Origin of the sequence: Huaxiibacter chinensis (assembly GCF_022171985.1) — a bacterium.
Taxonomy (GTDB): Bacteria; Pseudomonadota; Gammaproteobacteria; order Enterobacterales; family Enterobacteriaceae; genus Enterobacter; species Enterobacter chinensis_A.
In genome coordinates, this window is the sequence record NZ_JAJVHF010000004.1 from 66,202 (window position 1) to 91,952 (window position 25,751).

General features: G+C 53.6%; 25 protein-coding genes and 2 pseudogenes. 11 read left to right on the forward strand and 16 right to left on the reverse strand.

The window, feature by feature from the left end:
* Positions 1-118: 118 nt before the first annotated feature.
* Positions 119-1,756, forward strand: coding sequence for a glycerone kinase (locus LZP96_RS12035; protein ID WP_064327613.1), 1,638 nt, complete (start codon positions 119-121; stop codon positions 1,754-1,756).
* A gap of 87 nt (positions 1,757-1,843) precedes the next feature.
* On the opposite strand, the gene ahr is transcribed toward LZP96_RS12035, so the two are convergent.
* A complete protein-coding gene (ahr, locus tag LZP96_RS12040; protein ID WP_064327612.1) occupies positions 1,844-2,863 on the reverse strand; it encodes an NADPH-dependent aldehyde reductase Ahr in 1,020 nt (339 codons plus the stop codon).
* Positions 2,864-2,946: 83 nt separating this feature from the next.
* Complete coding sequence (locus tag LZP96_RS12045; RefSeq protein WP_064327611.1) at positions 2,947-3,447, reverse strand: GNAT family N-acetyltransferase; 501 nt, start codon at positions 3,445-3,447, stop codon at positions 2,947-2,949.
* 233 nt (positions 3,448-3,680) lie between these two features.
* Here LZP96_RS12045 and LZP96_RS12050 point away from each other — a divergent pair.
* From LZP96_RS12050 to LZP96_RS12060, 3 genes and pseudogenes are all read left to right on the forward strand, one after another.
* Positions 3,681-3,758, forward strand: a pseudogene (locus tag LZP96_RS12050) (DUF3289 family protein); the annotation flags it as partial.
* 12 nt (positions 3,759-3,770) lie between these two features.
* A pseudogene (locus LZP96_RS12055) lies at positions 3,771-3,983 on the forward strand (DUF3289 family protein); the annotation flags it as partial.
* Entirely contained in the window at positions 3,980-4,507 is a 528-nt protein-coding gene (locus LZP96_RS12060) for a DUF943 family protein (RefSeq protein WP_064327609.1), read from the forward strand. The pseudogene LZP96_RS12055 and the gene LZP96_RS12060, both read left to right, overlap by 4 nt.
* Positions 4,508-4,546: 39 nt before the next feature.
* Here the strand turns inward: LZP96_RS12060 and LZP96_RS12065 are convergent, their stop codons facing one another.
* The 3 genes from LZP96_RS12065 to pepA all read right to left on the reverse strand — a co-directional run bounded on the left by LZP96_RS12065 (position 4,547) and on the right by pepA (position 9,474).
* Positions 4,547-7,402 (reverse strand): valine--tRNA ligase, encoded by a 2,856-nt coding sequence (locus LZP96_RS12065; RefSeq protein WP_064327608.1) that lies wholly within the window; start codon positions 7,400-7,402, stop codon positions 4,547-4,549.
* Positions 7,402-7,845, reverse strand: coding sequence for a DNA polymerase III subunit chi (gene holC / locus LZP96_RS12070; RefSeq protein ID WP_064327607.1), 444 nt, complete (start codon positions 7,843-7,845; stop codon positions 7,402-7,404). The genes LZP96_RS12065 and holC overlap by 1 nt, the downstream gene beginning before the upstream one ends.
* Before the next feature lie 117 nt (positions 7,846-7,962).
* Positions 7,963-9,474, reverse strand: coding sequence for a leucyl aminopeptidase (pepA, locus tag LZP96_RS12075; RefSeq protein ID WP_258926034.1), 1,512 nt, complete (start codon positions 9,472-9,474; stop codon positions 7,963-7,965).
* Positions 9,475-9,739: 265 nt separating this feature from the next.
* Here pepA and lptF point away from each other — a divergent pair, with 265 nt between their 5' ends.
* From lptF to mtgA, 5 genes are all read left to right on the forward strand, one after another.
* Positions 9,740-10,840, forward strand: coding sequence for an LPS export ABC transporter permease LptF (lptF, locus tag LZP96_RS12080; protein ID WP_064327605.1), 1,101 nt, complete (start codon positions 9,740-9,742; stop codon positions 10,838-10,840).
* Complete coding sequence (gene lptG, locus LZP96_RS12085; protein ID WP_064327604.1) at positions 10,840-11,922, forward strand: LPS export ABC transporter permease LptG; 1,083 nt, start codon at positions 10,840-10,842, stop codon at positions 11,920-11,922. Before lptF ends, lptG begins: the two co-directional genes overlap by 1 nt.
* A 133-nt stretch (positions 11,923-12,055) precedes the next feature.
* A complete protein-coding gene (gene arcB, locus LZP96_RS12090) occupies positions 12,056-14,389 on the forward strand; it encodes an aerobic respiration two-component sensor histidine kinase ArcB (protein WP_064327603.1) in 2,334 nt (777 codons plus the stop codon).
* A 232-nt stretch (positions 14,390-14,621) separates the two neighbouring features.
* Positions 14,622-15,275 carry an isoprenoid biosynthesis glyoxalase ElbB gene (gene elbB, locus LZP96_RS12095; protein ID WP_064327602.1) on the forward strand — a complete coding sequence of 218 codons (654 nt, stop codon included), beginning with the start codon at positions 14,622-14,624 and terminating at the stop codon, positions 15,273-15,275.
* On the forward strand, positions 15,272-15,997 hold the full coding sequence (gene mtgA / locus LZP96_RS12100) for a monofunctional biosynthetic peptidoglycan transglycosylase (RefSeq protein ID WP_064327601.1): 726 nt from the start codon (positions 15,272-15,274) through the stop codon (positions 15,995-15,997). The genes elbB and mtgA overlap by 4 nt, the downstream gene beginning before the upstream one ends.
* Before the next feature lie 3 nt (positions 15,998-16,000).
* On the opposite strand, the gene npr is transcribed toward mtgA, so the two are convergent.
* The 11 genes from npr to LZP96_RS12155 form a co-directional block, all read right to left on the reverse strand.
* Positions 16,001-16,273 carry a PTS phosphocarrier protein NPr gene (npr, locus tag LZP96_RS12105; protein ID WP_064327600.1) on the reverse strand — a complete coding sequence of 91 codons (273 nt, stop codon included), beginning with the start codon at positions 16,271-16,273 and terminating at the stop codon, positions 16,001-16,003.
* The gene (gene rapZ, locus LZP96_RS12110; RefSeq protein WP_064327599.1) at positions 16,270-17,124 is read right to left on the reverse strand and encodes an RNase adapter RapZ; all 855 of its coding nucleotides are present in this window, start codon (positions 17,122-17,124) and stop codon (positions 16,270-16,272) included. Before rapZ ends, npr begins: the two co-directional genes overlap by 4 nt.
* Before the next feature lie 45 nt (positions 17,125-17,169).
* Positions 17,170-17,661: a PTS IIA-like nitrogen regulatory protein PtsN gene (gene ptsN, locus LZP96_RS12115; RefSeq protein ID WP_064327598.1), complete on the reverse strand. Its 492-nt coding sequence runs from the start codon at positions 17,659-17,661 to the stop codon at positions 17,170-17,172.
* An 81-nt stretch (positions 17,662-17,742) separates the two neighbouring features.
* On the reverse strand, positions 17,743-18,030 hold the full coding sequence (hpf, locus tag LZP96_RS12120; RefSeq protein ID WP_006178790.1) for a ribosome hibernation promoting factor: 288 nt from the start codon (positions 18,028-18,030) through the stop codon (positions 17,743-17,745).
* Between the two features lie 22 nt (positions 18,031-18,052).
* Complete coding sequence (gene rpoN / locus LZP96_RS12125) at positions 18,053-19,486, reverse strand: RNA polymerase factor sigma-54 (protein WP_064327597.1); 1,434 nt, start codon at positions 19,484-19,486, stop codon at positions 18,053-18,055.
* A 47-nt stretch (positions 19,487-19,533) separates the two neighbouring features.
* Positions 19,534-20,259: an LPS export ABC transporter ATP-binding protein gene (lptB, locus tag LZP96_RS12130; protein WP_064327596.1), complete on the reverse strand. Its 726-nt coding sequence runs from the start codon at positions 20,257-20,259 to the stop codon at positions 19,534-19,536.
* Between the two features lie 6 nt (positions 20,260-20,265).
* Positions 20,266-20,820 carry a lipopolysaccharide ABC transporter substrate-binding protein LptA gene (lptA, locus tag LZP96_RS12135; protein WP_064327595.1) on the reverse strand — a complete coding sequence of 185 codons (555 nt, stop codon included), beginning with the start codon at positions 20,818-20,820 and terminating at the stop codon, positions 20,266-20,268.
* A complete protein-coding gene (gene lptC / locus LZP96_RS12140; protein ID WP_064327594.1) occupies positions 20,789-21,364 on the reverse strand; it encodes an LPS export ABC transporter periplasmic protein LptC in 576 nt (191 codons plus the stop codon). The genes lptA and lptC overlap by 32 nt, the downstream gene beginning before the upstream one ends.
* Positions 21,361-21,927, reverse strand: coding sequence for a 3-deoxy-manno-octulosonate-8-phosphatase KdsC (kdsC, locus tag LZP96_RS12145; protein WP_064327593.1), 567 nt, complete (start codon positions 21,925-21,927; stop codon positions 21,361-21,363). Before kdsC ends, lptC begins: the two co-directional genes overlap by 4 nt.
* Before the next feature lie 14 nt (positions 21,928-21,941).
* Positions 21,942-22,928 (reverse strand): arabinose-5-phosphate isomerase KdsD, encoded by a 987-nt coding sequence (gene kdsD / locus LZP96_RS12150; RefSeq protein ID WP_064327592.1) that lies wholly within the window; start codon positions 22,926-22,928, stop codon positions 21,942-21,944.
* 12 nt (positions 22,929-22,940) lie between these two features.
* Entirely contained in the window at positions 22,941-23,918 is a 978-nt protein-coding gene (locus LZP96_RS12155; RefSeq protein ID WP_064327591.1) for a calcium/sodium antiporter, read from the reverse strand.
* A gap of 227 nt (positions 23,919-24,145) precedes the next feature.
* On the opposite strand from LZP96_RS12155, the gene mlaF reads away from it, so the two are divergent.
* Together mlaF and mlaE are read left to right on the forward strand one after the other, a co-directional pair.
* On the forward strand, positions 24,146-24,958 hold the full coding sequence (mlaF, locus tag LZP96_RS12160) for a phospholipid ABC transporter ATP-binding protein MlaF (RefSeq protein ID WP_064327590.1): 813 nt from the start codon (positions 24,146-24,148) through the stop codon (positions 24,956-24,958).
* 7 nt (positions 24,959-24,965) lie between these two features.
* Positions 24,966-25,748 carry a lipid asymmetry maintenance ABC transporter permease subunit MlaE gene (gene mlaE / locus LZP96_RS12165; protein WP_064327589.1) on the forward strand — a complete coding sequence of 261 codons (783 nt, stop codon included), beginning with the start codon at positions 24,966-24,968 and terminating at the stop codon, positions 25,746-25,748.
* Positions 25,749-25,751 lie beyond the last annotated feature (3 nt).

Here is a 25,751-nt window from a genome sequence, read left to right on the forward strand (position 1 = left end):
GTCCTGCGTCGAGTATAGGCAACCCGGCGGTAATCTGACTCAGTAAATTCCTGACTTTGCGACGCATTATCCAGTGCGGACTATGCTTTGCATACGATCCACAAAATATTGGGAAGTTATGTCCAGATTCTTTTTTAATGACCGCAAACAGCTGGTCAACGATGCCATTGAAGGCATACTTATTTCCGCGCCGCACGGAAACCTCGTCAAACTTGATATTGATCCGGCCATCCGTATTGTCGCCCGTAGCGACTGGGATAAAGGTCGCGTGGCGGTGATTTCGGGCGGAGGCTCGGGCCATGAACCCGCGCACGCCGGTTTCGTGGGTAAAGGCATGTTGACCGCCGCCGTGTGTGGCGACCTCTTCGCCTCGCCAAGTGTGGATGCCATATTAAATGCCATCGTGGCGGTAACGGGGGATCGCGGCTGCCTGCTGATTGTTAAAAACTATACAGGCGATCGTCTCAACTTTGGGCTGGCGGCGGAAAAGGCCAAGCGCTACGGGCTGAAGGTGGAGATGGTGATTGTTGCCGATGATATCGCGCTGCCGGATAACAAGCAGCCGCGCGGAATAGCCGGAACGGCGCTGGTGCACAAAATCGCAGGCTATGCCGCCGAGCAGGGCAAATCGCTTAACGACGTTCGGGATATTGCGCAACAGGCGTGTGAAAATCTCTGGAGCCTGGGCGTGGCAATGCAGACCTGCAATCTGCCGGGCAGCAGTGAAGAAGAGGGGCGCATCAAAGAAGGCCACGTTGAGCTGGGGCTGGGGATCCACGGCGAGCCTGGCGCGTCGGTCGTCGAGAGCCATAACAGCCGGGAGATCATCGACACGTTGATTAAGCCCTTGCAGGACAAGGCCGGTGAAGGTCGATTTGCCGTGCTGATTAATAATCTTGGAGGCGTTTCTGCACTTGAGATGGCGCTGCTGACGAAGGAACTGGCGCACTCTGCCCTGAAAGATCGCATTGCTTATCTGATTGGCCCTGCGCCGCTGGTCAGTTCGCTGGATATGAAGGGTTTTTCACTCTCGTTACTGAAGCTGAATGAGACTTTTGAGCGGGCGTTGAACGAACCGGTTGAGACCATTGGCTGGCAAAAACCGGTGGCGTTTGCGCCATTACGTTCGCAGCCGCTCACGCCCCTTCGGGATAGCGTAGAGTATACCCCGTCGGAGAATACCCAGGTTAACAACGCCGTGGCGGCCGCGACCAAAACGCTGATCGATCTGGAGAACCGTTTGAATGCGCTGGATGCGAAAGTGGGGGACGGTGATACCGGTTCAACCTTTGCGCAAGGGGCGCGCGAAATTGCGCAGCGTCTGGAGAAGCATCAGCTGCCGCTTAACGATGTCTCTAAATTGTTCCTGCTGATTGGCGAGCGCCTGGCGACGGTGATGGGCGGATCCAGTGGCGTGTTGATGTCGATCTTCTTCACGGCCGCAGGTCACAGGCTGCACGAGGGCAAAACGTTACCCGAGTCGTTGCTAAGTGGCCTTGCGCAAATGAAACACTATGGCGGCGCGGATCTCGGCGATCGGACGCTGATCGACGCGTTACAGCCTGCACTGGAGGCACTGCGGAAAGGGGATGTTCAGTCGGCGGCGAAGGCCGCTATGCAGGGGGCAGAATCCACCACGCGCATGCAAAAAGCCGGAGCAGGGCGCTCGTCATATGTGAACAAAGAGAATCTGGACGGCGTCACCGATCCGGGGGCCGTGGCGGTGGCCGAGGTGTTTGCCGCACTGGCACGATAGATAAAAAATCGCCCGGTACTGCTTACGCTGACCGGGCGTGACTTCTGAAGCCGGCCGGGGGCGTGACCGCCGCCCGGCGCATTTACTTCAAAAATCCGCTTTCAACACCACACGATAGCGCGCTTTACCGTCGCGTACGTGCTGGATGGCTTCGTTGATTTTTGACATAGGATACAGCTCGGTGGTCGGAGAGACTTTCTTGCGTCCCGCAAACTTCATCAGCTTACGCAGTTCATACGGCGTACCGGTAGCCGAACCTGAGATGCTGCGATCGCCGCCTATCAGCGTGAAGGCCGGAACCGGCAGCGGTTTCATGACGGCGCCCACGGTGTGGAAGTTACCGCCATGTGCCAGCGCTTCGAAGTACGGCTGCCAGTCGAGATCGACGTTTACGGTGTTAATGATCAGATCAAACTGGCCCGCTAACGCTTTCAGTAACTCAGGATCGCGGCTGTTAACCACTTTATCCGCACCCATTGCCAGCACTTCTTTCTCTTTCGCCGGGTTAGAGCTAAACGCCGTGACTTCGCAGCCCATGGCATGAAGCAGCTTGATAGCGATATGGCCCAAACCACCAATACCAATCACGCCCACGCGGCTGGTGGCGGTAACATGATGCATGAGCAGAGGTTTGAAGACGGTAATGCCACCACACAGCAGCGGGCCCGCTGATTCAATATCAATGCTTTCAGGTAATGGAATCACCCACTGCCAGTCGGCACGCAGCTTGTCGGCAAACCCGCCTTTGTTCATGATGGTCGGTGTCGAGCCTTCAAGACAGTTGATCTGATTGCCGCTAATACAGGCGTCGCAGTGACCACAGCTACGCGCTGTCCAGCCAATGCCCACGCGCTGGCCCACTTTCAGCCCTTTGTCCTGCGCCGCATTACCCAGCGCCACAACGCGACCAATAATTTCATGTCCGGCGACTAAAGGATACTGAGAGAAGCCCCATTCGTTGTCGATCATCGACAAATCGGAATGGCAAATACCGCAGTAGTCAACCTGCACTTCGACGTCTTCTGCCTTCAGCTCGCCCGCGTCGTATTCGTACAGTTCAAGTTCTGCACCCGCCTGCGGTGCGGCGTAGCTTTTTATCTTTGACATCGTGTTTCCCCCGTTATGGTGTGAACTGAGAGTGTAGAGCATTCAGTTTACAGCCGCTTAACAGAAGGGGGCAGAAAGTGGATTTACAGCGTTTTCAGCATCCGGACTTCGCAGTCAGTATGGCCGGTACAGCCCAGGGGTTCTGAGATGTGCTCAAAACCCAGATGTTCATACAGGCCAATCGCCTCTTTCAGAAAGGCAGTGGTTTCCAGATAACAACGTTTAAAGCCGTTCTGACGGGCGCGTTCAAGTGCAACAAGCGCCAGCTTTTTCGCCAGGCCTTGTCCGCGAATGGTGGGCAGGAAGTACATTTTTTGCAGTTCACAAATATCGGGTTCACTGCAGCTCAGCGGCGCAATGCCGCCTCCACCTACGACCTTGCCGTCCTGCTCAATAATCCAGTAGGCATGGCCCGGCTGGCTGTAAAGCTGGAACAGCTCATCCAGATTAGGATCGGCAACGGTATAGCCTTTATCGGCGGTCAGGCCATATTCGGCGGACACTTCGCGGATAACCGCGGCTATGGCTGGGTTGTCGCGGGCAGTTATTGGACGCAACGCAGGAGGGAAAACCGTGGGATTCATTTTGTTACTCAATTAATAAACAAATTCATCATAGTAATATTTGATACCACCCTCTATTCAATGATGCAAGACCCGGCATTACCTCCGGGAGAAATTTTCATCAGTGGCGTTGTGTTAATGTCGGTTTGCTCTGAGTTTATTTATTACTTTTCTCATATGTTCAACCTGCCTGGAAGGCATGATTATATTATTTATGAGGATGATGAGTGATGAATATGGATATGCTTTTATCAATGTCATTACCTGTAGAAATCTTTTCCACATTTCACCGCTATGATAATTATTATATTGATGAAATGCAGTATGGTGATCTCAGCGATGTAGATTTCCAGCGCTATGCCATGTCATGGGAGGGATTACTCGCTTTTAAAGCGCAGGACCACTTTGGTCTCGGCAAAGAAGATATCACTCGCGAGCTTTATAAAAACTTTCGCTTCTTTCGTATCTGGTTTTTTCTACAACGGCATCGCGATTATGCCTGTAAACCTTTTATGACTAATTTTAATGCCCATGTGCATATTAAGGGTGGCGTATGAGAAAGGACTTTCAAAAGCGTAAAATATTTATCGGTAGTCTGGTGTTACTGATGATTGGTTATCTCCTCTGGACACAAAGACCCGTCACTGTCTTTTGGGCTGGGAGCCCGGTTGAGAATGAGCCTGTAATGATATCAGAGCAGTTTGTTAATCAGGACAGACGATTTGAGATATATGGTATCGTGGTAAATCATTTCCCATTAACCGAGTGGGGAAGGATTCATTGGTATCTGGATCATAAAGAAGAATTGAAGAAAAAATACGGAATACCCTTAAGTTACTCATACAGAATTACTTTTTGGGATATTGGCAGCGGATTTACCGATGTTAAAACATCCGGCGATAGCGATCTGTATTGCTTCCCCCTGAAAAAAGAAACGGATAAACATTGTATAGAAAAAAATATGTTCATGAATGTGGAATATGACGCGGGGTCTTACGAAAGGTTTGCTTTCAGCAGTAGTGAGTATTATTGGATAACCATGCCGGATGGGAAGTTAGCGCGAATAAAAAATGCATTGTAAAAGAAAACGCCGGAGAGAGTCTCCGGCGTTTCTATTATCTTAAAGCGCGGCAATAACCGCTTGCTGCTCGATAAGCTTGGCTTTCGCATCGGCGAATGCCACCAGACGTTCACGCTCTTTAGCGATAACCGCTTCAGGGGCGCGGGCAACAAAGCCTTCGTTTGCCAGCTTGCTTTCGATCTTACCGATTTCGATGTCGACTTTAGACACTTCTTTCGCCAGACGAGCCAGCTCAGCGTCTTTGTCGATAAGACCCGCCATTGGGATCAGCAGCTCGGCACCGTCGATGATTTTGGTCACGGAAACCGGACCTTTATCATTTGCCGGCAACACGGTGATGCTTTCCAGGCGGGCCATCGTTTGCAGGAAGGTACGGTTCTCGTTCACACGACGAACGGCGTCATCACTGCAACCGCGCAGCAACAGCTCCAGCGGTTTGCCCGGCGAAAGGTTCATTTCTGCACGAACGTTACGTACCGCAACGATGGCTTGCTTCAGCCACTCGGTGTCGGAGGCGGCAGCTTCATCAACCTGAGCGGCGTCGAATTCCGGGAACGGCTGCAGCATGATGGTATCGGTAGTGATGCCTTTGATCACCTTCACACGCTGCCAGATCGTTTCAGTGATGAACGGAATAATCGGATGCGCAAGACGCAGCAGACCTTCCAGAACGGTGATCAGCGTGTTGCGCGTACCGCGCAGTTCCGCTTCAGTACCGCCGTTCATTACCGGTTTGGTCAGCTCCAGATACCAGTCACAGAACTGGTTCCAGGTGAACTCATACAGAATGCCCGCGGCGATATCGAAGCGGTAGGTGTCCAGCGCTTCACGATACGCTTTGATCGTCTGGTTGAATTCCGCCAGGATCCAGCGGTCCGCCAGTGAAAGCGTCATGTCGCCGCCGTTGAAGCCGCAATCCTGATCTTCTGTGTTCATCAGCACGAAGCGGCTGGCGTTCCACAGCTTATTACAGAAGTTACGGTAACCTTCCAGACGTTTCATGTCCCAGTTGATGTCGCGACCAGTAGAGGCCAGCGCCGCCAGGGTGAAACGCAGGGCGTCGGTGCCGTGAGGCTCAATGCCGTCCGGGAACTGCTTCTCGGTACGTTTACGAATTTTTTCAGCCAGCTGCGGCTGCATCATGTTGCCGGTACGTTTTTCCAGCAGGTCTTCCAGCGAAATACCGTCAACCATATCCAGCGGGTCGATAACGTTACCCTTGGATTTAGACATCTTCTGGCCTTCGTCGTCACGAATCAGACCGGTCATGTAGACGGTGTGGAACGGGACCTGCGGTTTGCCGTTTTCATCTTTGATGAAGTGCATGGTCATCATGATCATGCGGGCAATCCAGAAGAAGATGATGTCGAAACCGGAGACCATCACGCTGGTTGGGTGGAACTGACGCAGCGCATCGGTGTTTTCTGGCCAGCCGAGGGTGGAGAAGGTCCACAGCGCGGAGGAGAACCAGGTATCCAGAACGTCTTCGTCCTGACGCAGCGCAACGTCTGCGCCCAGGTTGTTTTCCTGACGCACTTCGTCTTCCGTACGGCCGACGTAGACGTTGCCTTCATTGTCGTACCAGGCCGGGATGCGGTGGCCCCACCACAGCTGACGGGAGATACACCAGTCCTGAATATCACGCATCCAGGAGAAGTACATGTTTTCGTACTGTTTAGGTACGAACTGAATATCGCCGTTTTCTACTGCTTCAACCGCTGGTTTTGCCAGCACGTCGGCACGCACGTACCACTGGTCGGTCAGCATTGGCTCGATGACTACGCCGCCACGGTCGCCGTAGGGCACGGTCAGGTCGTGTGGTTTGATCTCTTCCAGCAGGCCCAGGGCGTCAATAGCGGCAACGACCGCTTTACGCGCGGCAAAGCGCTCCAGCTTCTGGAATTCGGCTGGGATCTCGCTGGAGTAAGCGTCAGATTCGTTACCTTTGGTGTCATACACTTCTGCGCTTTCACGGATATCGCCGTCAAAGGTCAGAATGTTGATCATCGGCAACCCGTGACGACGGCCCACTTCGTAGTCATTGAAATCGTGCGCAGGCGTGATTTTCACACAGCCGGTGCCTTTTTCCATGTCGGCGTGCTCATCGCCCAGGATCGGGATACGACGATTCACCAGCGGCAGGACGACGAATTTGCCGATCAAATCTTTATAACGGGGATCTTCCGGGTTCACGGCCACACCGGTATCGCCCAGCAGGGTTTCCGGACGGGTGGTCGCTACCACCAGGTAATCTTTACCGTCTGCGGTTTTTGCGCCGTCAGCCAGCGGATAACGGATATGCCACATGGAGCCTTTCGACTCGCGGTTTTCCACTTCCAGATCGGAGATCGCGGTGCGCAGTTTTGGATCCCAGTTGACCAGGCGCTTGCCACGGTAAATCAGATCTTCTTTGTACAGACGGACAAACACTTCTTTCACGGCGTTGGAAAGACCTTCGTCCATGGTGAAGCGCTCGCGCTCCCAGTCCACGGAGTTGCCCAGACGGCGCATCTGGCGGGTAATGGTGCCGCCAGACTCGGCTTTCCACTGCCAGATTTTGTCGATGAACGCGTCGCGACCGTAGTCGTGGCGGGTTTTACCTTCTTCAGCGGCAATCTTACGCTCAACCACCATCTGGGTCGCAATGCCCGCGTGGTCAGTACCAGCCTGCCACAGGGTGTTTTTACCCTGCATGCGCTGATAGCGGATCATGGTATCCATGATGGTCTGCTGGAAAGCATGACCCATATGCAAACTGCCGGTGACGTTCGGCGGCGGGATCATGATGCAGAAGGACTCTTTGCTTTCGTCGCCGTTAGGCTTGAAATAGCCCTGCTCTTCCCAGTGCTCGTAAAGCGGCTGTTCGATATCTCGTGGGTTATATGTCTTTTCCATTATTTCCAGGTTGCCGTATTCAGGTTAAAACCAGCCAGGCGGTACGCTTTATAGCGTTCGCGCGCCAGTTGTTTCAGAGAATCTTCGTAAGGGACAAAGTCTACCACTTCTGTGAAAGCGGTGGCAAAATCTGCAAAGTTGATGCGCAGGCTAATCAGAATATCACGCGCGCTGCTATTGCGTTTTTGCGGCCAGGCAATTTCCACCGGCGCACCGCCGCGTGGCCCTTCTCCCGATAAATTATGCGGAACAAAACTTTCAGGCGGCCTTGCCCACAGCGCTTCGTCCAGACGAATTGCCTGCTGTTCATCTTCGCAGGCAATCAGGACGCGTTTCCCGTTGCGCCAACGTTCTGCGGCAATTTCACACACCAGTTGTTCAACGGCGCTTAAGCCATCCTGTTGTGTGTCGTTGTCCAGAAGATAGAACGTTGCGTTTCTCATAATATGGGGCTTCTTGTTTTGGATTCAAATGCAAAGCCGGGTGGCGTTACGCTACCCGGCCTGGGGTTGAGTGACGTTCAGGGCCGGTAAGGCGAGGCCGCCTCCCGGCATTTTACCTCACTCGTCGCCATTAAACCCGGCGCGATTGAGCAGGAACTGCGACAGGAGTGCAACAGGACGGCCGGTTGCGCCTTTGGCTTTGCCAGAGCGCCATGCCGTTCCGGCGATGTCCAGATGTGCCCAGTTGTATTTGCGGGTAAAGCGCGCCAGGAAGCAACCTGCCGTGATAGCCCCGCCAGGGCGGCCACCAATGTTTGCCATATCGGCAAAGTTGGACTCCAGCTGCTCCTGATACTCATCGCCCAATGGCAGACGCCATGCGCGGTCGCCCGCTTGTTCCGACGCACCGATCAGCTCATGCGCCAGCGGATTGTGGTTCGACATCAGGCCCGTGATGTGATGGCCTAAAGCGATAACGCACGCGCCGGTCAGCGTTGCAACGTCGATGACGGCTTCCGGTTCAAAGCGTTCCACATAGGTTAATACGTCGCACAGGACCAGACGGCCTTCCGCATCGGTATTCAGCACTTCAACGGTCTGGCCTGACATGGTGGTCAGGACGTCACCCGGACGATAAGCATGGCCGCCAGGCATGTTTTCACAGCCAGCCAGTACGCCAATAACATTGATTGGCAACTGCAGCTCCGCCACCATGCGCATCACGCCATATACCGCAGCGGCACCGCACATGTCGTATTTCATCTCATCCATGCCTTCGGCCGGTTTGATTGAAATACCGCCGGAGTCAAAGGTAAGACCTTTACCCACCAGCACAACAGGGCGCGCATCTTCCGATGGGTTGCCTTTGTACTCAATCACCGACATCAGCGATTCGTTCTGCGAACCGTTGCCGACGGCAAGGTACGAATGCATTCCCAGCTCTTTCATCTGCTGTTCGCCAATGACGCGGGTAATGACATTCTTACTGTAGGAGTCCGCTAATTGACGCGCCTGAGAAGCCAGGTAGCCCGCGTTACAGATGTTTGGCGGCATGTTGCCGAGATCTTTTGCAGCTTTAATACCCGCAGCAATCGCCAGACCGTGCTGAATCGCGCGCTCGCCGCTGGTCAGTTCGCGACGCGTTGGCACATTGAAGACCATTTTACGCAGCGGACGACGCGGCTCGCTTTTAGTCGTCTTCAACTGATCAAAGCTGTAGAGACTCTCTTTTGCGGTCTCAACCGCCTGACGCACTTTCCAGTAGGTGTTACGGCCTTTCACGTGCAGTTCGGTCAGGAAGCAGACCGCTTCCATTGAGCCGGTATCATTCAGCGTGTTAATGGTCTTCTGAATCACCTGCTTATATTGACGCTCGTCCAGCTCGCGCTCTTTGCCGCAACCAATCAGCAGAATGCGTTCGGACAGGACGTTTGGCACATGGTGCAATAACAACGTCTGCCCAGGTTTGCCTTCCAGTTCCCCACGGCGCAGCAATGCGCTGATATAGCCGTCGCTAATTTTATCGAGTTGTTCGGCGATCGGGGAGAGTCGGCGTGGTTCAAAGACGCCCACAACGATACAGGCACTCCGCTGTTTCTCCGGGCTACCACTTTTTACACTGAACTCCATGCACTACGCTCCTGAATCTTAAAGACAACGACGGCGGCTACGGATAGAATTGAAACCTTTCGTAACTCAAGTCCGCTGTTGTGGTGACTTCGTGTTAATCTTACGTTACTACGGTTTCGACACGTCAAATATATCCTGAAGCACGAATCCGCCGGATTTTTTAATCTTAGCGATGATTTCGACGACTCAAGAGAATAAATGACGTTTAAGCCATGAAACAAGCGAAATTCCTGCAAAGAGACGGGTTTTTACGGGCGTATTTAAAGTGATAATCATAAGATATCTGGTGCGGGAAACGCTGAAGAGCCAGCTGGCCATCCTTTTCATCCTGCTTCTGATCTTTTTCTGTCAGAAGCTGGTCAGGATCCTCGGTGCGGCTGTCGACGGTGAAATCCCAACAAATCTGGTGCTTTCCCTGCTGGGGTTAGGCGTGCCGGAAATGGCGCAGCTGATTTTGCCGCTGAGTCTTTTCCTTGGCTTGCTGATGACGCTGGGGAAACTCTATACCGAAAGTGAAATCACGGTGATGCACGCCTGCGGCTTAAGCAAAGCCGTCCTGGTGAAAGCGGCGATGGTGCTGGCGCTGTTTACAGGCATTGTCGCGGCCGTGAACGTGATGTGGGCAGGGCCCTGGTCCTCCCGCCATCAGGATGAGGTGCTGGCCGAAGCAAAAGCGAACCCCGGTATGGCGGCGCTGGCTCAAGGCCAGTTCCAGCAGGCTACCGACGGCAGTTCCGTGCTCTTTATTGAGAGCGTGGACGGCAGCCGCTTCAATGATGTGTTCCTTGCGCAGATTCGCCCGAAAGGGAACGCCCGCCCGTCGGTGGTGGTCGCCGACTCGGGACAGCTTACGCAGCGTAAAGACGGCTCACAGGTTGTTACGCTGAACAAAGGGACGCGCTTTGAAGGCACCGCGCTGCTGCGAGACTTCCGCATTACCGATTTCCAGAACTATCAGGCGATTGTGGGTCACCAGACCGTCGCGCTCGATGCGAATGATACCGAGCAGATGGACATGAAGACCCTGATAAACACCAATACCAACCGGGCGCGTGCAGAGCTGCACTGGCGTCTGACGCTGGTGTTTACCGTCTTTATGATGGCGCTGATGGTGGTTCCGCTGAGCGTGGTTAACCCGCGTCAGGGGCGTGTGTTGTCGATGTTGCCGGCCATGCTGCTGTATCTCATCTACTTTCTGTTGCAAACCTCCATCAAATCTAACGGGGGCAAAGGGAAAATTGATCCGATGATTTGGACCTGGGCGGTCAACGGCTTGTATCTGCTGCTCGCGCTGATATTAAACCTGTGGGACACGGTGGCAATGCGCCGTCTGCGTGCCCGATTTACGCGCAAAGGAGCCATCTAATGCAAGCGTTTGGCGTTCTTGACCGCTACATAGGTAAAACGATTTTCACCACCATCATGATGACGTTATTCATGCTGGTGTCGCTCTCCGGCATCATTAAGTTTGTTGATCAGCTGAAAAAAGCCGGGCAGGGCAGCTACGACGCCATGGGTGCGGGGATGTATACCTTGCTCAGCGCACCAAAAGATATTCAGATCTTCTTCCCGATGGCGGCCCTGCTGGGGGCGTTGCTGGGGCTGGGGATGCTGGCGCAGCGTAGTGAACTGGTGGTGATGCAGGCCTCTGGCTTTACGCGTTTGCAGGTTGCGCTGTCGGTGATGAAAACGGCTATTCCGCTGGTTCTGCTCACCATGGCGATTGGCGAGTGGGTTGCGCCGCAGGGTGAGCAAATGGCGCGTAACTACCGTGCGCAGGCTATGTATGGTGGCTCTTTGCTGTCCACGCAGCAGGGGTTGTGGGCGAAAGACGGAAACAACTTTGTCTACATTGAACGCGTGAAGGGTGACGATGAGTTGGGTGGCGTCAGTATTTATGCCTTCAACGACGAACGCCGCCTCCAGTCGGTGCGTTATGCCGCAACGGCCAAATTCGATGCCGATAATAAGCAGTGGCGGCTGTCGCAGGTGGACGAGTCAGACCTGAAGGATCCCAAGCAAATTACCGGTTCGCAAACGGTATCAGGGACCTGGAAAACCAACCTGACGCCAGACAAGCTGGGCGTGGTGGCGCTCGATCCGGATGCACTGTCGATCAGCGGTCTGCACAATTACGTGAAATACCTCAAAGCGAGCGGGCAGGACGCCGGGCGTTATCAACTCAATATGTGGAGCAAAATCTTCCAGCCGCTGTCGGTGGCGGTGATGATGCTGATGGCCCTGTCATTCATCTTCGGCCCTCTGCGAAGCGTGCCGATGGGGGTGCGTGTCGTCACCGGCATCAGCTTTGGTTTTGTGTTCTACGTTCTTGACCAAATCTTTGGCCCATTAACGCTGGTGTATGGCATACCGCCTGTTATCGGTGCGTTGCTGCCAAGCGCCTCGTTCTTCCTGATCAGCCTCTGGCTGCTTCTGAAACGCTCCTGATTGCTCTCTTCCTCACTCCCGACCCGGGAGTGAGGTTAATCTCCTGTTTCACACCGCACTTTTTCACATAACCTTCAACGCCTTCCCCCGATTTTGAGTATTATTGAGCGATGAAGTCGTGAAGGGATCCCCTATGAAGCAAATTCGAATGCTGGCGCAGTACTATGTCGATCTGATGATGAAGCTCGGCCTGGTCCGTTTCTCCCTGTTGCTGGCGCTGGCGCTGGTGGTATTAGCGATTGTCGTGCAAATGGCTGTCACCATGGTGTTGCATGGTCAGGTTGAAAGCATCGACGTGATTCGCTCGATCTTTTTTGGTCTGCTGATTACCCCATGGGCGGTCTATTTTCTGTCGGTGGTGGTTGAACAACTGGAGGAGTCACGTCAGCGTTTGTCTCGCCTGGTGGTGAAGCTCGAGGAGATGCGCGAGCGTGACCTCAAACTCAACGTACAGTTGAAAGACAACATCGCCCAGCTGAATCAGGAGATCTCGGATCGTGAAAAAGCCGAGGCCGAACGTCAGGCCACGCTGGAGCAGCTGAAAATTGAGATGAAAGAGCGTGAGGTGACGCAGATTCAGCTTGAACAGCAGTCCTCGTTCCTGCGCTCTTTCCTGGACGCCTCGCCCGACCTGGTTTTCTACCGTAATGAAGACAAAGAGTTTTCGGGCTGTAACCGGGCGATGGAGCTGTTAACCGGCAAAAGCGAAAAACAGCTGGTGAATCTGAAACCCCAGCAGGTTTACTCCGCAGAAGCCGCGGCGAAGGTCATGGAGACGGATGAAAAAGTGTTCCGCCATAACGTCTCGCTGACCTACGAACAGTGGCTGGACTACCCGGACGGACGCAAGGCCTGCTTTGAAATCCGGAAAGTGCCGTATTACGACCGCGTGGGGAAACGCCACGGGCTGATGGGGTTTGGCCGTGATATTACGGAACGTAAACGCTATCAGGATGCTCTGGAGCGCGCCAGCCGCGATAAGACCACCTTTATTTCCACCATCAGCCATGAGCTGCGTACGCCGCTTAACGGCATTGTTGGGCTTAGCCGCATTTTGCTGGATACCGATTTAACTCACGAGCAGGAAAAATACCTTAAAACCATCCACGTCTCGGCGGTGACGCTGGGTAATATCTTCAACGATATTATCGACATGGATAAAATGGAACGACGTAAAGTCCAGCTGGATAACCAGCCGGTGGACTTCACCGGCTTCCTGGCTGACCTGGAAAACCTCTCCGGTCTGCAGGCGCAGCAGAAGGGGCTGCGTTTTGTCATGGAGCCGACCTTGCCGCTGCCGCATAAGGTCATTACTGACGGAACGCGACTGCGTCAGATCCTGTGGAATCTCATTAGCAACGCCGTTAAATTTACCCAGGATGGCCAGGTGGTGGTGCGTATTCGTTACGACGAAGGCGATATTCTGCACTTTGAGGTCGAAGATTCCGGCATTGGCATCCCGCAGGAAGAGCAGGATAAGATCTTTGCCATGTATTACCAGGTGAAAGACAGCAACGGCGGTAAACCGGCCACGGGAACGGGGATTGGTCTGGCGGTCTCGCGCCGTCTGGCGAAAAGCATGGGCGGTGATATCACCGTGGACAGCCAGCAGGGCAGAGGCTCGATCTTTACCCTGACGGTGCATGCGCCCGCGGTGGCTGAAGAGGTGGAGGACACCTTTGAAAATGACGATATGCCGCTGCCAGCGCTGCATGTTCTTCTGGTGGAAGACATTGAACTGAACGTGATCGTCGCGCGCTCGGTGCTGGAAAAACTGGGTAATAGCGTGGATGTGGCGATGACCGGGAAAGCCGCGCTTGAGATGTTTAAGCCGAATGAATACGACCTTGTGCTGCTGGATATTCAGTTGCCGGACATGACCGGGCTGGATATCTCGCGCGAGCTAACGCGCCTCTACAGTGCTGACGAACTGCCGCCGCTGGTGGCGCTCACGGCTAACGTCCTGAAAGATAAACAAGAGTACCTCGACGCGGGCATGGACGATGTGCTCAGCAAGCCGCTGGCGGTGCCTGCCCTGACCGCCATGATCAAGAAGTTCTGGGATACAACTGACGATGAGGAGAGCACCATGACGCCAGCAGAAAGCGAAAAAGCACAGTCGATTCTCGATACCGCTATGCTTGAGCAGTACATCGATTTAGTGGGACCGAAACTCATTACCGACGGTCTGGCCGTATTTGAAAAAATGATGCCGGGCTACTTAAGCGTGCTGGAATCTAACCTTACGGCCCGCGACCAGAAAGGGATTGTTGAAGAGGGGCACAAGATTAAAGGGGCTGCGGGTTCTATCGGCCTGCGTCATCTTCAACAACTGGGTCAGCAGATTCAATCGCCTGATTTACCGGCGTGGTCAGATAACGTTGGTGAATGGGTTGAAGAGATGAAACAGGAATGGCAGAACGATGTTGCTGTTCTGAAGGCGTGGGTGGCTGCCAGAAAAAAATGACCCCGGATAAACCGGGGTGCGCGAATACTGCGCCAACACCAGGGAAATCGTAGCTGTGCCTGATTTTTGTGTTGTTTTCGCATGAAGACACAGCCTTAAAATGAGGGCCGCACGCAGATAAGATAGCAAATCTTAAATGATTTGTTACATGAATCAGTGAAATGTGTGAAGCATACCCTTTTAATCAGAATGATTAATAGGTAGCAGTCGGGTGCAATGAAGGAGCAACAGAATGAAAAAGGTGGGTGTAGTCCTCAGCGGATGCGGCGTTTACGACGGTGCAGAGATTCACGAAACGGTGCTGACGCTGCTCGCGTTAGCCCGACAGGGCGCTGAAGCCGTCTGTTTTGCGCCGGATAAAAGCCAGTCCGATGTGATCAACCATCTGACGGGTGAACTTATGGCGGAAACCCGCAACGTGCTGGTCGAAGCCGCACGCCTTGCGCGTGGAAAAGTGCAGCCCTTGTCTCAGGCCGTAGCGGAAGATCTGGATGCGCTGATCGTGCCGGGCGGTTTTGGCGCCGCCAAAAATCTCAGCAGCTTTGCCCGCTCTGGCAGCGACTGCCAGGTCGACAGCGCCTTAAAAAATCTTGCCCTTCAGCTTCACGAAGCGGGAAAACCACTCGGCTTTATGTGTATAGCCCCTGCCATGTTGCCGAAGATTTTTGATTTTCCGCTGCGCCTGACCATCGGTACGGATATCGATACGGCAGAACTGATTGAAGAGATGGGCGGCGAACATGTGCCGTGTCCGGTCGACGATATTGTGGTGGATGAGGACAATAAAATCGTGACCACGCCGGCCTACATGCTGGCACAGGATATCGCGGAAGCCGCCACCGGCATTGATAAGCTGGTGGAACGCGTGCTGGTACTCGCCCAGTGAGCAAACGACGTTCTCCGCTCGCCTGGGTAAAGCGTGTTTTGCTTCGCCTGGTGCTGTTTTTCGTCGTCCTTTGGGGCGGCGGTATTGCGCTCTTCAGCGTATTGCCTGTGCCGTTTTCAGCGGTCATGGTTGAACGCCAGCTTGGCGCATGGCTGACCGGCAATTTCAGCTACGTGGCGCACTCTGACTGGACGAGCATGGATGCGATTTCTCCGTGGATGGGGCTGGCGGTGATCGCCGCAGAAGACCAAAAATTCCCGGAGCACTGGGGCTTTGACGTTGCGGCGATTGAGAAAGCGCTGGCGCATAACGAGCGAAATGAAACACGGGTACGCGGGGCGTCAACGCTTTCGCAGCAGACGGCGAAAAACCTGTTTTTATGGGACGGACGTAGCTGGTTGCGTAAAGGGTTAGAGGCAGGGCTGACGGTGGGTATAGAGACCGTCTGGAGTAAGAAACGCATTCTGACGGTGTATTTAAATATCGCGGAATTCGGTGAAGGGGTATTCGGGGTAGAAGCGGCGGCTCAGCGGTACTTTAATAAACCCGCCAGCCGACTGACGATGTCCGAAGCCGCTTTATTAGCTGCGGTATTGCCCAATCCCATTCGCTTCAAAGCCAATGCGCCGTCAGGCTATGTTCGCAGCCGTCAGGCATGGATCCTGCGGCAGATGCGACAGCTGGGTGGCGAAGGCTTTATGGCGAGAAATCAGCTGATGTAAGAACTAGTCTTCATCAAACCCGGCGTTGAACAGCGCCACCACCGCGGCCAGTGCCTCTTCTTCCTGGGGACCGGTCGCTTCCACTTCTATCTGACGGCCCTTAGCAGAATCAAGCATCAACAGCGCAATGACGCTGTTGGCTTCTGCTTCGGTGCCTTCATCGTTGCGCAGCAGCACTTCTGCATCAAACCCCTGCATCAGTTCAAACAGCTTCATTGCCGGGCGTGCATGCATGCCCAGCTTGTTGGTGATTTCAACGGTGTGTTTTACGGTCATGTTTTACGTTTTTCCAGCGTGCGATGACGTGACTGAACGTTTTTGCCGCGTGAACGGAAGTAATCGGCCAACTGCTCGGCAATATACACCGAGCGATGTTTACCGCCTGTACAGCCGATCGCTACGGTCAGATAGCTGCGATTGTTTGTCTCGAGCATAGGTAACCATAGCTCAAGGTAGCTACGCGTCTGGTAAATAAAATTGTGTACTTCTGTGTGCCTGTCAAGGAACGCCGCCACGGGCTTGTCCAGACCGGTCATTGGGCGGAGTTTTGGATCCCAGTGCGGGTTTGGCAGGAAACGGACGTCGAAAACATAATCGGCATCAATAGGAATGCCGTGTTTGAACCCGAAGGATTCGAACACCATGGTCAGCTCACGCTCACGTTTGCCCAGCAGGCGCGTACGCAGCATCTCCGCCAGTTCGTGGACGGACATTTCCGAGGTATCCACAATCAGATCGGCGCGGGAACGTAAAGGCTCGAGCAGATCGCTCTCTTCGTCAATGGCGCTCTCCAGCGACAGATTTTTACTGGAGAGGGGATGCAATCGACGGGTATCGCTGTAACGGCGAATGAGGGTATTGCGGTCTGCGTCCAGGAACAGCAGCTGCGGCGAGAAGTTCTCGGGCAGGCTGCTCATTGCCTGTTCAAAAATTTCCGGGGATTCCGGCATGTTACGCACATCGATACTGACGGCAGCAGAGATTTGTCTGTCCGCCAGCGTCCGGGCCAGATCGGGCAACAGGACAACCGGCAGGTTATCCACGCAGTAAAATCCCATATCTTCCAGCGCACGCAGGGCCACGGATTTCCCCGACCCAGAACGACCGCTGACGATCATCAGCACCATGTTCCGTTTCTCCTCAGGACAACAGATAGGAAGGCCATCTCCTGATTACGCATCATCCTGATTGCCTTCTGTTTCCGTGATGATGTGATACAGCTCCTCATCGCTCTGGGCCGCGCGCAGACGTCGACAGATGGTTTTATCCGCCAGACGCTTTGCCACCAGCGAGAGCGTATGCAAATGCGTTTTTGTCTGATCGGCTGGTACCAGCAGAGCAAAGAGCAGGTCGACAGGCTGGTTGTCGATAGCATCAAATGCAATCGGTGTTTCCAGCTGCACGAACACGCCTACGGCACGCAGGGTATCTTCTTCCAGCTTACCGTGTGGGATAGCGATACCGTTACCGATCCCGGTACTGCCCATTTTTTCACGTGTCAGAATGGCTTCAAACACCACCTGAGGCGGCAGACCTAACTGTTTTGCCGCCAGTTCGCTGATAATTTCCAGCGCACGTTTTTTACTCTGGCAGTGAACGGCACTGCGGGTACATTCCTGGTTCAGGACATTGCTCAATTGAAGAGCGGAATCGTTGTTCATCATAATTTCACCTAAGCGCTAACTGTACAAAGGCCTGTTGTGCTTAACAACAGGCCGTCCTGCACCCGTTAACTGCCCGGACAATTAGTGTTGTTTCAGTTTATCTTTATGTTTATTAAGCTGTCGCGCAAGCTTGTCAATCAAGCCGTCGATAGCCGCGTACATGTCTTGCCCTTCCGCACTGGCATGAAGTTCCCCCCCGTTAACATGGAGGGTTGCATCCGAGATGTGAGTCACTTTCTCCACTTTCAACACAATGTAGACCTGATTAATTCTTTCGAAATACTGCTCAAGTTTCGCAAACTTCGTGTTTAAGAAGTCGCGTAAAGCCTCAGTAATTTCGACGTTTTGTCCAGTGATGTTGAGCTGCATAGTGTCTTCCTTATCGGTTGAGTCAGACCAGTTGTTTACGCTGGTTAGACGGCGGAATGGATAAAGACTCTCGATACTTTGCAACAGTACGGCGCGCCACCATGATACCCTGATCGGACAGCATGGTGGTTAACTTACTGTCACTCAGTGGCTTCGCGGGGTTTTCCGCGGCGATCAACTTCTTCACCAGTGCGCGAATAGCCGTCGACGAGGCTTCGCCGCCGCCTTCGGTATTCACATGGCTGGAGAAGAAATACTTAAGCTCAAAAATACCGCGTGGGCTGTGCAGATACTTCTGCGTCGTCACACGCGAAATGGTCGATTCATGCATCTCGACGGCCTGAGCGATATCCGCCAGCACCATCGGTTTCATAAACTCTTCGCCCTGCTCAAAGAACGCCTGCTGTTGTTCAACAATACAGCGGCTGACGCGGAGCAGCGTATCATTTCGACTCTCCAGACTTTTGATCAACCAACGCGCTTCCTGAAGATTGCTGCGAATATATTGATTATCGGAGTCGTTGCGCACGCTGGTGCACAGGGAGGCGTATTGCTGATTGATTTGCAGACGGGGGATGCTGTCAGAGTTTAATTCTACGGTCCAGTGACCGTTATGTTTTCGCACCAGCACATCCGGGATCACGTATTCCGGTTCACCGGTCTGGATTGACTGGCCGGGGCGGGGATCAAGCGACTGAATCAGATCTACCGCTTCCTTCAGCACCTCTTCTTTTAACCGCGTGACGCGCATCAGGGTGCGGAAATCATGGTTCGCCAGCAGATCGAGGTGTTCGCTGATGATAAGCCGGGCTTCGTTAATTCTGGGCGACTCTTTCGCAAACTGAGAGAGCTGAATGAGCAAGCAGTCGCGCAGATCTTTGGCGGCAACGCCGATGGGATCAAAGCGCTGGACGCGCTTAAGCACCGCTTCTATCTCTTCCATCTCAATGTCGCTATTGCCAATACTTTCCAGTATTTCGTCAAGGGTGACGGTCAAATAGCCCGTGTCATCAACGGCATCGACAATGGAGGTGGCAATCGCACGGTCGGTTTCAGTAAACGGCGTCAGCCCCACCTGCCACATCAGGTAATCCTGTAAGGACTGGGTGGTTTCGCCCTGGTAAACCGGCAGCTCGTCATCCTGATAGTCGGCGCGCGTGCCTGAGGGGGTGCCAGCGGTATAAATTTCATCCCAGCTTGCATCCAGCGGCAGTTCGTCCGGCATCTCATGTTGCTCAAGGGCATCTGCCGTATCGAGCGTTTCGGTGTCTTGCTTTTCCTGGGTTTCAACTTCGTCATGAAGATCGGTTTGCTCCAGCAACGGATTGCTGTCCAGGGCCTGCTGGAGTTCCTGCTGGAGTTCTAACGTGGACAGTTGCAACAGACGAATCGCCTGTTGTAACTGAGGCGTCATCGCCAACTGCTGGCTCAGCCTTAATTGCAAACCTTGCTTCATGTTCAGGGCGTTTTTCTCCGCATTAGCGTGACGTAACCTCTACCCTATCAGAGTCTGAAGTCTTCCCCAAGGTACACGCGCTTCACATGTTCATCCTGGAGAATTTCCAGCGGGGTGCCATGGGCAATCAGATGGCCCTGGCTGACGATATAAGCGCGTTCACACACGGCCAGTGTTTCACGCACGTTATGGTCAGTAATCAGCACACCGAGGCCGCTGTCGCGCAAATGCTCGATAATGCGCTTGATGTCGATAACGGAAATGGGGTCAACGCCCGCAAAAGGTTCATCTAACAAAATAAATTTGGGATTCGCTGCCAGTGCGCGGGCAATTTCTACGCGACGACGTTCACCACCGGACAGCGCCTGACCCATACTGTCGCGCAGATGTTCGATGTGGAACTCTTCCATCAGCTCGTTCGCCCGATCGGTACGCTGTTCTGCGGTCAGATCGTCACGGATTTGCAGAACCGCCATCAGGTTATCGAAGACCGTTAAGCGGCGGAAAATCGAGGCTTCCTGCGGCAAATAACCAATGCCGCGACGCGCGCGGGCATGCAGCGGCAGCAGGCTGATATCGTCGTCATCAATGATGATATTGCCCGCATCGCGAGACACAATGCCGACGACCATGTAAAAGGTGGTTGTTTTACCTGCACCGTTTGGCCCTAACAGGCCCACAATCTCGCCAGAGTTAACGGTCAGACTGACATCTTCAACGACGCGACGGCCCTTGTAGGCTTTTGCGAGATTTTTTGCAGTTAATGTTGCCATAACGGATTAGTTACTCTTCTTCTGTGCTGGGGCCTGCTCTTTGCTCTTATCCTGCAGCTGAGACGGTACCAGAACGGTTGTCACGCGACGGCCTTTCTCGCTGTAGGCCTGCATTTTTTGTTCTTTCACCAGATACGTGATCTTGTCGCCGGTGATATTGCTATCAAGCTGCTCCAGGAACGCGTTGCCGGTCAGGATCACCAGATCTTTTTCCAGCTCATAGTGCATATGGGAAGCACGGCCTTTGACCGGTTTACCATTATCCTGCATCTGGTAGAACGTGGCAGGATTGCCGTAGCCATCAATGATCTCTTTGCCCTGTTCACCACCAGGGCGGGTCACTACAACCTTATCGGCATTAATTTTGATGGTGCCCTGGGTCATCACAACGTTGCCCGTAAAGGTCACCACATTGCCTTGCATATCAAGCGACTGCGTGTCGGATTCGATATGGATGGGCTGTTCGGTGTCACCGGTAACCGCGAGAGCGGGAAGACTGGCAGCCAACAGCGCACTGGCGATGATAAAGTTAAGGCTGAGTTTGTTTGTTTTGAATTTCATAGGAGGTTCTAACCTTTTCAATCAGCTCGGCGTTTTTGCTGCGTAAGTTCCCGCGCATTCTCATACCGCTGGAATTAAATGTTGTACCGTACAATGTCACCAGATCCTGCGAGGTGACGTCCTGGGTGACCAGGTTTATCTGTGCATTGTCCGTCGTAATTTTGCGTAACTGGGAGTCTGCGGTCAGGGCGTTGACTTCGACATGGCCATACAGATAAAGCATACGGTCATTCGTCAATTTAGCCCGATCTGATTTGATCGACCACGTTGGCACTTTGTTGGTGTCAAATGTCGTCATCACCGGTTGGGTAAACCACGACACGCCTTCTTCCGAAAAATGTTCAACATGCTGGGCAATCAGGCGATAGTTTAAAGCCCCTTCAGGGCTGTATACCACCGTATCGCTGTGATCGCTTTTATAGGTAGGGTCACTGGTGTTGACCACATCCGTCTGCGTTTCTTCGTTATCGGCAATATTCACGCCAATCAGAATCAGTGCGACTAACACAAGCAGAAGGGTAATCCAACGTCTGGTTTTACTCATATCGATTGCCCTTTGGCCTCATCAAGCTTGCCTTGCGCCAGCAATAATAAATCGCACACTTCACGTACTGCGCCACGACCGCCGTTGATTCGGGTGACATAATCAGCGCGCGGGATCAACAAAGGATGCGCATCCGCCACCGCTACGCTTAATCCCACTTCTGCCATTACGGGCCAGTCAATCAGGTCGTCCCCGACATAGGCCACATTTTGCGGATCAATAGCCAGCTTCGCCAGCAAATCTTTAAACGCGACCATTTTGTCGGACTGCCCCTGATACAGATGGGTAATGCCCAGCGTTTCGCAGCGATCTTCTACCAGTTTAGCCTTTCGCCCGGTGATAATAGCAACTTCAATTCCGGAGGTAAGGGCACAGCGAATTCCGTAGCCATCACGAACGTTAAAGGCTTTCAGCTCTTCACCGTTGTTACCCATGTAAATCAGGCCATCGGAAAGGACGCCATCCACATCGAGGATCAGCAGGCGAATTTTCTCGGCCTGGGACAGCATCTGCTGACTCACCGGGCCATAACAGGTTGCAAGGGATGCACCCGCATTACTCATTGTCTTTTCCTTCATTACACTACGCCTGCGCGCAGAAGATCATGCATATGTACCACACCCTGCAACTGGTCGCCATCGGCAACCATAACGGAGGTGATATGGCGGGATTGCATCAGGTTCAGCACATCCACAGCCAGTGTACCGGGACGAACACGAATTCCGCCTTCGGTCATGACATCAATAATACCGAGGGAACGGACGTCAATTCCCATATCAAAGACACGACGCAGGTCGCCATCGGTAAAGATGCCTTCGATCTTCATCGTGTCATCACATATCACGGTCATACCGAGATTTTTGCGGGTGATTTCCAGCAACGCATCGCGCAGCGAAGCGTCTTTACGGACGTGGGGGATCTCATCACCCGTGTGCATAATATCGTTAACGCGAAGCAACAGCTTGCGTCCCAGCGCTCCGCCAGGATGGGAGAGTGCAAAATCCTCTGGCGTAAAACCACGCGCTTCCAGCAGGGCAACCGCGAGGGCATCGCCCATCACCAGCGCGGCCGTGGTGCTGGACGTCGGAGCCAGGCCCAGCGGGCAGGCTTCTTTTGGCACTTTGACGCACAGATGGACATCTGCTGCTCGCGCCATGCTGCTTTCTGGGCGGCTGGTCATACAGATAAGCGGAACGTGCAGCCGTTTCAGCACCGGAATCAGGGCCAGGATCTCATTGGATTCGCCGGAGTTGGAGAGGGCAATCACCACGTCCTGCGGCGTCACCATCCCCAAATCGCCGTGTGCGGCTTCACCGGGATGCACAAAGAAAGAAGAGGTGCCGGTGCTGGCGAACGTCGCGGCCATTTTACGGCCTATGTGGCCTGACTTGCCCATTCCCATCACCACGACTTTGCCGGAGCAATGGAATATTTTCTCACAGGCCAGCGTAAAGTCCTGATTGATATATTGATCTAACTGCGCCAGACCTTCACGTTCAATCTCCAGAACGTCCTTGCCTGCTTTCTGAAAGTCAAAACCCGGCTGCAACTCTTGTTGAGACATAATGCGTTTCCGTTACCCAGTGAGAAGAGGCGACAGCCAGTAAAGCATCGCCATCCATACGATAAACCCACCTACAAGCAGTGCGCCTGCTCCTTTACCAATCTGCTGTTTGCGCCGCCAACAGAGCAGGGCAAAAATGACGCTCACCAACAGCATCACGCCATAATCGCGCGAGAAGGCCAGAGGGTTAAATGCCCCAGGCGCAATCAGCGCGGGTAAGCCCAATACGATGGCAATGTTAAAAATGTTCGAACCAATGATATTGCCAATAGCGATATCATCTTCGCCTTTGCGTGCCCCCGCGATGGCTGTCGCCAGCTCCGGCAGGCTGGTACCAATCGCAATGACGGTGAGGCCAATCGTTAACTCACTCATGGCAAAATAGTTCGCCAGAACCGTGGCATTATCCATCACCATTCGGGTCGCCATCGGCATAATAATCAGCGCCACCCCCAGCCACAGTAATGCGACAGGTAGGGTGCCCTCACGCGGTAGCTCGGCAACCTGCTCACGCGTCAGGCTGTCATTGCCCTGTTTTTCAGCCAGCCGGGCGATTTTGACGATATACAGCAGCCAAATCACGGCCAGGGCCAGTAATAACAGCCCGTCATCAAACGTTAATTGCCCATCATAAAGCACATAGCCGGCAAGTAGACTAACAATTAACATTAGCGGCAATTCGCGACGCAGAACATCGGAATGTACGCGAAATGGATGCAGCAGCGCGGCAAGGCCAAGAATCAATAAAATGTTAACAATGTTCGAGCCAATCGCGGTACCGATCGCAAGGTCAACTTGCCCATGAAGGGAGGCGGTAGCGGAGACGATAATTTCTGGAAGCGAAGTTCCGACGCTGACAACGGTCATGCCGATGATTAACGGCGGCATGCCGAATAATCGACAGAGAATCGAGGCCGCGAACACCAGACGGTCAGCACTGTAGACCACCAAAAGTAAACCAATTATTAACAGTGCTGTCGCTAAAAGCATCAAAAGTCCTTTCTTCAGGTATACTCGCGGGTCCACTGAGAGGCGATCTCAGGCGCGGTATACAGTCTGTAGACGTAACGAATTCCTAATTTTGACTTTATGCGCCGGAAAAGTAAAACAAATGCCAGCTTTCGCTAACCCGTGCAGGCAATATTCTGTAAAAATGCTGGGTTCAAGGCTGAATTACACGCCATGCTTAATCTGTAGGCGATTGAAAGGAAGGATAGATGAGCCACAATGCGGCGAATTTAGTCGATGTTCGTGACATCAGCTTCTCACGTAGCAACCGATTGATATTTGACAATATTACGTTGACGGTGCCGCGCGGCAAAATTACCGCGATTATGGGGCCGTCTGGGATCGGCAAAACCACGCTGCTGCGTCTGATCGGCGGACAAATTGCGCCGGACAACGGTGAAATCCTTTTCGACGGCGAAAATATTCCGGCGATGACCCGCACGCGCCTTTATACCGTGCGTAAGCGGATGAGCATGCTGTTTCAGTCCGGTGCCCTTTTCACGGATATGAACGTTTTCGATAACGTAGCCTATCCTTTGCGCGAGCATACGCGCCTGCCTCCTGAATTGCTGAAAAGCACCGTCATGATGAAACTGGAAGCCGTGGGGCTACGCGGGGCAGCAAAATTAATGCCCTCCGAGCTGTCAGGCGGTATGGCTCGTCGTGCGGCGCTGGCGCGCGCCATTGCGCTGGAACCTGATTTAATCATGTTCGACGAACCCTTTGTCGGACAAGATCCTATTACGATGGGCGTGCTGGTGAAGCTCATCTCCGAGCTTAACAGCGCGCTGGGCGTCACCTGTATCGTGGTCTCGCACGATGTTCCTGAGGTGCTGAGCATTGCTGATTACGCCTATATCGTGGCCGATAAAAAAATCGTCGCCCACGGTGGGGCACAGGCGTTACAAAACAATAGCGATCCGCGGGTACGGCAGTTCCTCGACGGCATTGCGGACGGGCCTGTTCCGTTCCGTTATCCCGCCGTTGATTATCATCACGATTTATTGGGAATAGGGAGTTAAGCCACTCATGCTGTTAAATGCGTTGGCCGCTCTTGGACACCGTGGCATAAAAACCATCAGGACGTTCGGGCGTGCCGGGTTGATGTTATTCAATGCGCTGGTTGGCAAGCCGGAATTCCGCAAGCATTCACCGCTGCTGGTGCGTCAACTGTATAATGTTGGCGTGCTGTCGATGCTGATCGTCATTGTGTCTGGCCTGTTTATCGGTATGGTCCTCGGGTTGCAGGGCTATCTGGTACTGACCACTTACAGTGCGGAAACCAGTCTGGGCATGTTGGTCGCACTCTCATTACTGCGTGAACTCGGGCCGGTTGTCGCGGCGCTGCTGTTTGCCGGACGCGCGGGATCGGCCTTAACGGCTGAAATCGGCCTGATGCGGGCGACGGAACAGCTTTCCAGTATGGAAATGATGGCCGTCGATCCCCTGCGCCGGGTGATCTCCCCTCGATTCTGGGCTGGCGTGATTTCGCTCCCGCTGCTGACTATCCTCTTCGTGGCGGTCGGTATCTGGGGCGGTTCTCTGGTCGGCGTGCAGTGGAAAGGTATTGACGCGGGGTTCTTCTGGTCCGCGATGCAGTCTGCCGTTGATCTGCGTATGGATCTGGTGAACTGTTTGATTAAGAGCGTGGTATTTGCGTTTACGGTTACATGGATCGCGTTGTTCAATGGATATGACGCGATACCGACCTCTGAAGGGATCAGCCGCGCGACCACGCGCACTGTCGTTCATTCGTCGCTGGCCGTACTGGGTCTGGATTTTGTGCTCACCGCACTGATGTTTGGGAATTAAGGT

Coding starts and splice junctions, on each gene's coding strand:
- LZP96_RS12035 (WP_064327613.1), top strand. CDS start 119: ATGTCCAGATTCTTTTTTAATGACCGCAAACAGCTGGTCAACGATGCC.
- ahr (WP_064327612.1), bottom strand. CDS start 2,863: ATGTCAAAGATAAAAAGCTACGCCGCACCGCAGGCGGGTGCAGAACTT.
- LZP96_RS12045 (WP_064327611.1), bottom strand. CDS start 3,447: ATGAATCCCACGGTTTTCCCTCCTGCGTTGCGTCCAATAACTGCCCGC.
- LZP96_RS12060 (WP_064327609.1), top strand. CDS start 3,980: ATGAGAAAGGACTTTCAAAAGCGTAAAATATTTATCGGTAGTCTGGTG.
- LZP96_RS12065 (WP_064327608.1), bottom strand. CDS start 7,402: ATGGAAAAGACATATAACCCACGAGATATCGAACAGCCGCTTTACGAG.
- holC (WP_064327607.1), bottom strand. CDS start 7,845: ATGAGAAACGCAACGTTCTATCTTCTGGACAACGACACACAACAGGAT.
- pepA (WP_258926034.1), bottom strand. CDS start 9,474: ATGGAGTTCAGTGTAAAAAGTGGTAGCCCGGAGAAACAGCGGAGTGCC.
- lptG (WP_064327604.1), top strand. CDS start 10,840: ATGCAAGCGTTTGGCGTTCTTGACCGCTACATAGGTAAAACGATTTTC.
- arcB (WP_064327603.1), top strand. CDS start 12,056: ATGAAGCAAATTCGAATGCTGGCGCAGTACTATGTCGATCTGATGATG.
- elbB (WP_064327602.1), top strand. CDS start 14,622: ATGAAAAAGGTGGGTGTAGTCCTCAGCGGATGCGGCGTTTACGACGGT.
- npr (WP_064327600.1), bottom strand. CDS start 16,273: ATGACCGTAAAACACACCGTTGAAATCACCAACAAGCTGGGCATGCAT.
- rapZ (WP_064327599.1), bottom strand. CDS start 17,124: ATGGTGCTGATGATCGTCAGCGGTCGTTCTGGGTCGGGGAAATCCGTG.
- ptsN (WP_064327598.1), bottom strand. CDS start 17,661: ATGATGAACAACGATTCCGCTCTTCAATTGAGCAATGTCCTGAACCAG.
- hpf (WP_006178790.1), bottom strand. CDS start 18,030: ATGCAGCTCAACATCACTGGACAAAACGTCGAAATTACTGAGGCTTTA.
- rpoN (WP_064327597.1), bottom strand. CDS start 19,486: ATGAAGCAAGGTTTGCAATTAAGGCTGAGCCAGCAGTTGGCGATGACG.
- lptB (WP_064327596.1), bottom strand. CDS start 20,259: ATGGCAACATTAACTGCAAAAAATCTCGCAAAAGCCTACAAGGGCCGT.
- lptA (WP_064327595.1), bottom strand. CDS start 20,820: ATGAAATTCAAAACAAACAAACTCAGCCTTAACTTTATCATCGCCAGT.
- lptC (WP_064327594.1), bottom strand. CDS start 21,364: ATGAGTAAAACCAGACGTTGGATTACCCTTCTGCTTGTGTTAGTCGCA.
- kdsC (WP_064327593.1), bottom strand. CDS start 21,927: ATGAGTAATGCGGGTGCATCCCTTGCAACCTGTTATGGCCCGGTGAGT.
- kdsD (WP_064327592.1), bottom strand. CDS start 22,928: ATGTCTCAACAAGAGTTGCAGCCGGGTTTTGACTTTCAGAAAGCAGGC.
- LZP96_RS12155 (WP_064327591.1), bottom strand. CDS start 23,918: ATGCTTTTAGCGACAGCACTGTTAATAATTGGTTTACTTTTGGTGGTC.
- mlaF (WP_064327590.1), top strand. CDS start 24,146: ATGAGCCACAATGCGGCGAATTTAGTCGATGTTCGTGACATCAGCTTC.
- mlaE (WP_064327589.1), top strand. CDS start 24,966: ATGCTGTTAAATGCGTTGGCCGCTCTTGGACACCGTGGCATAAAAACC.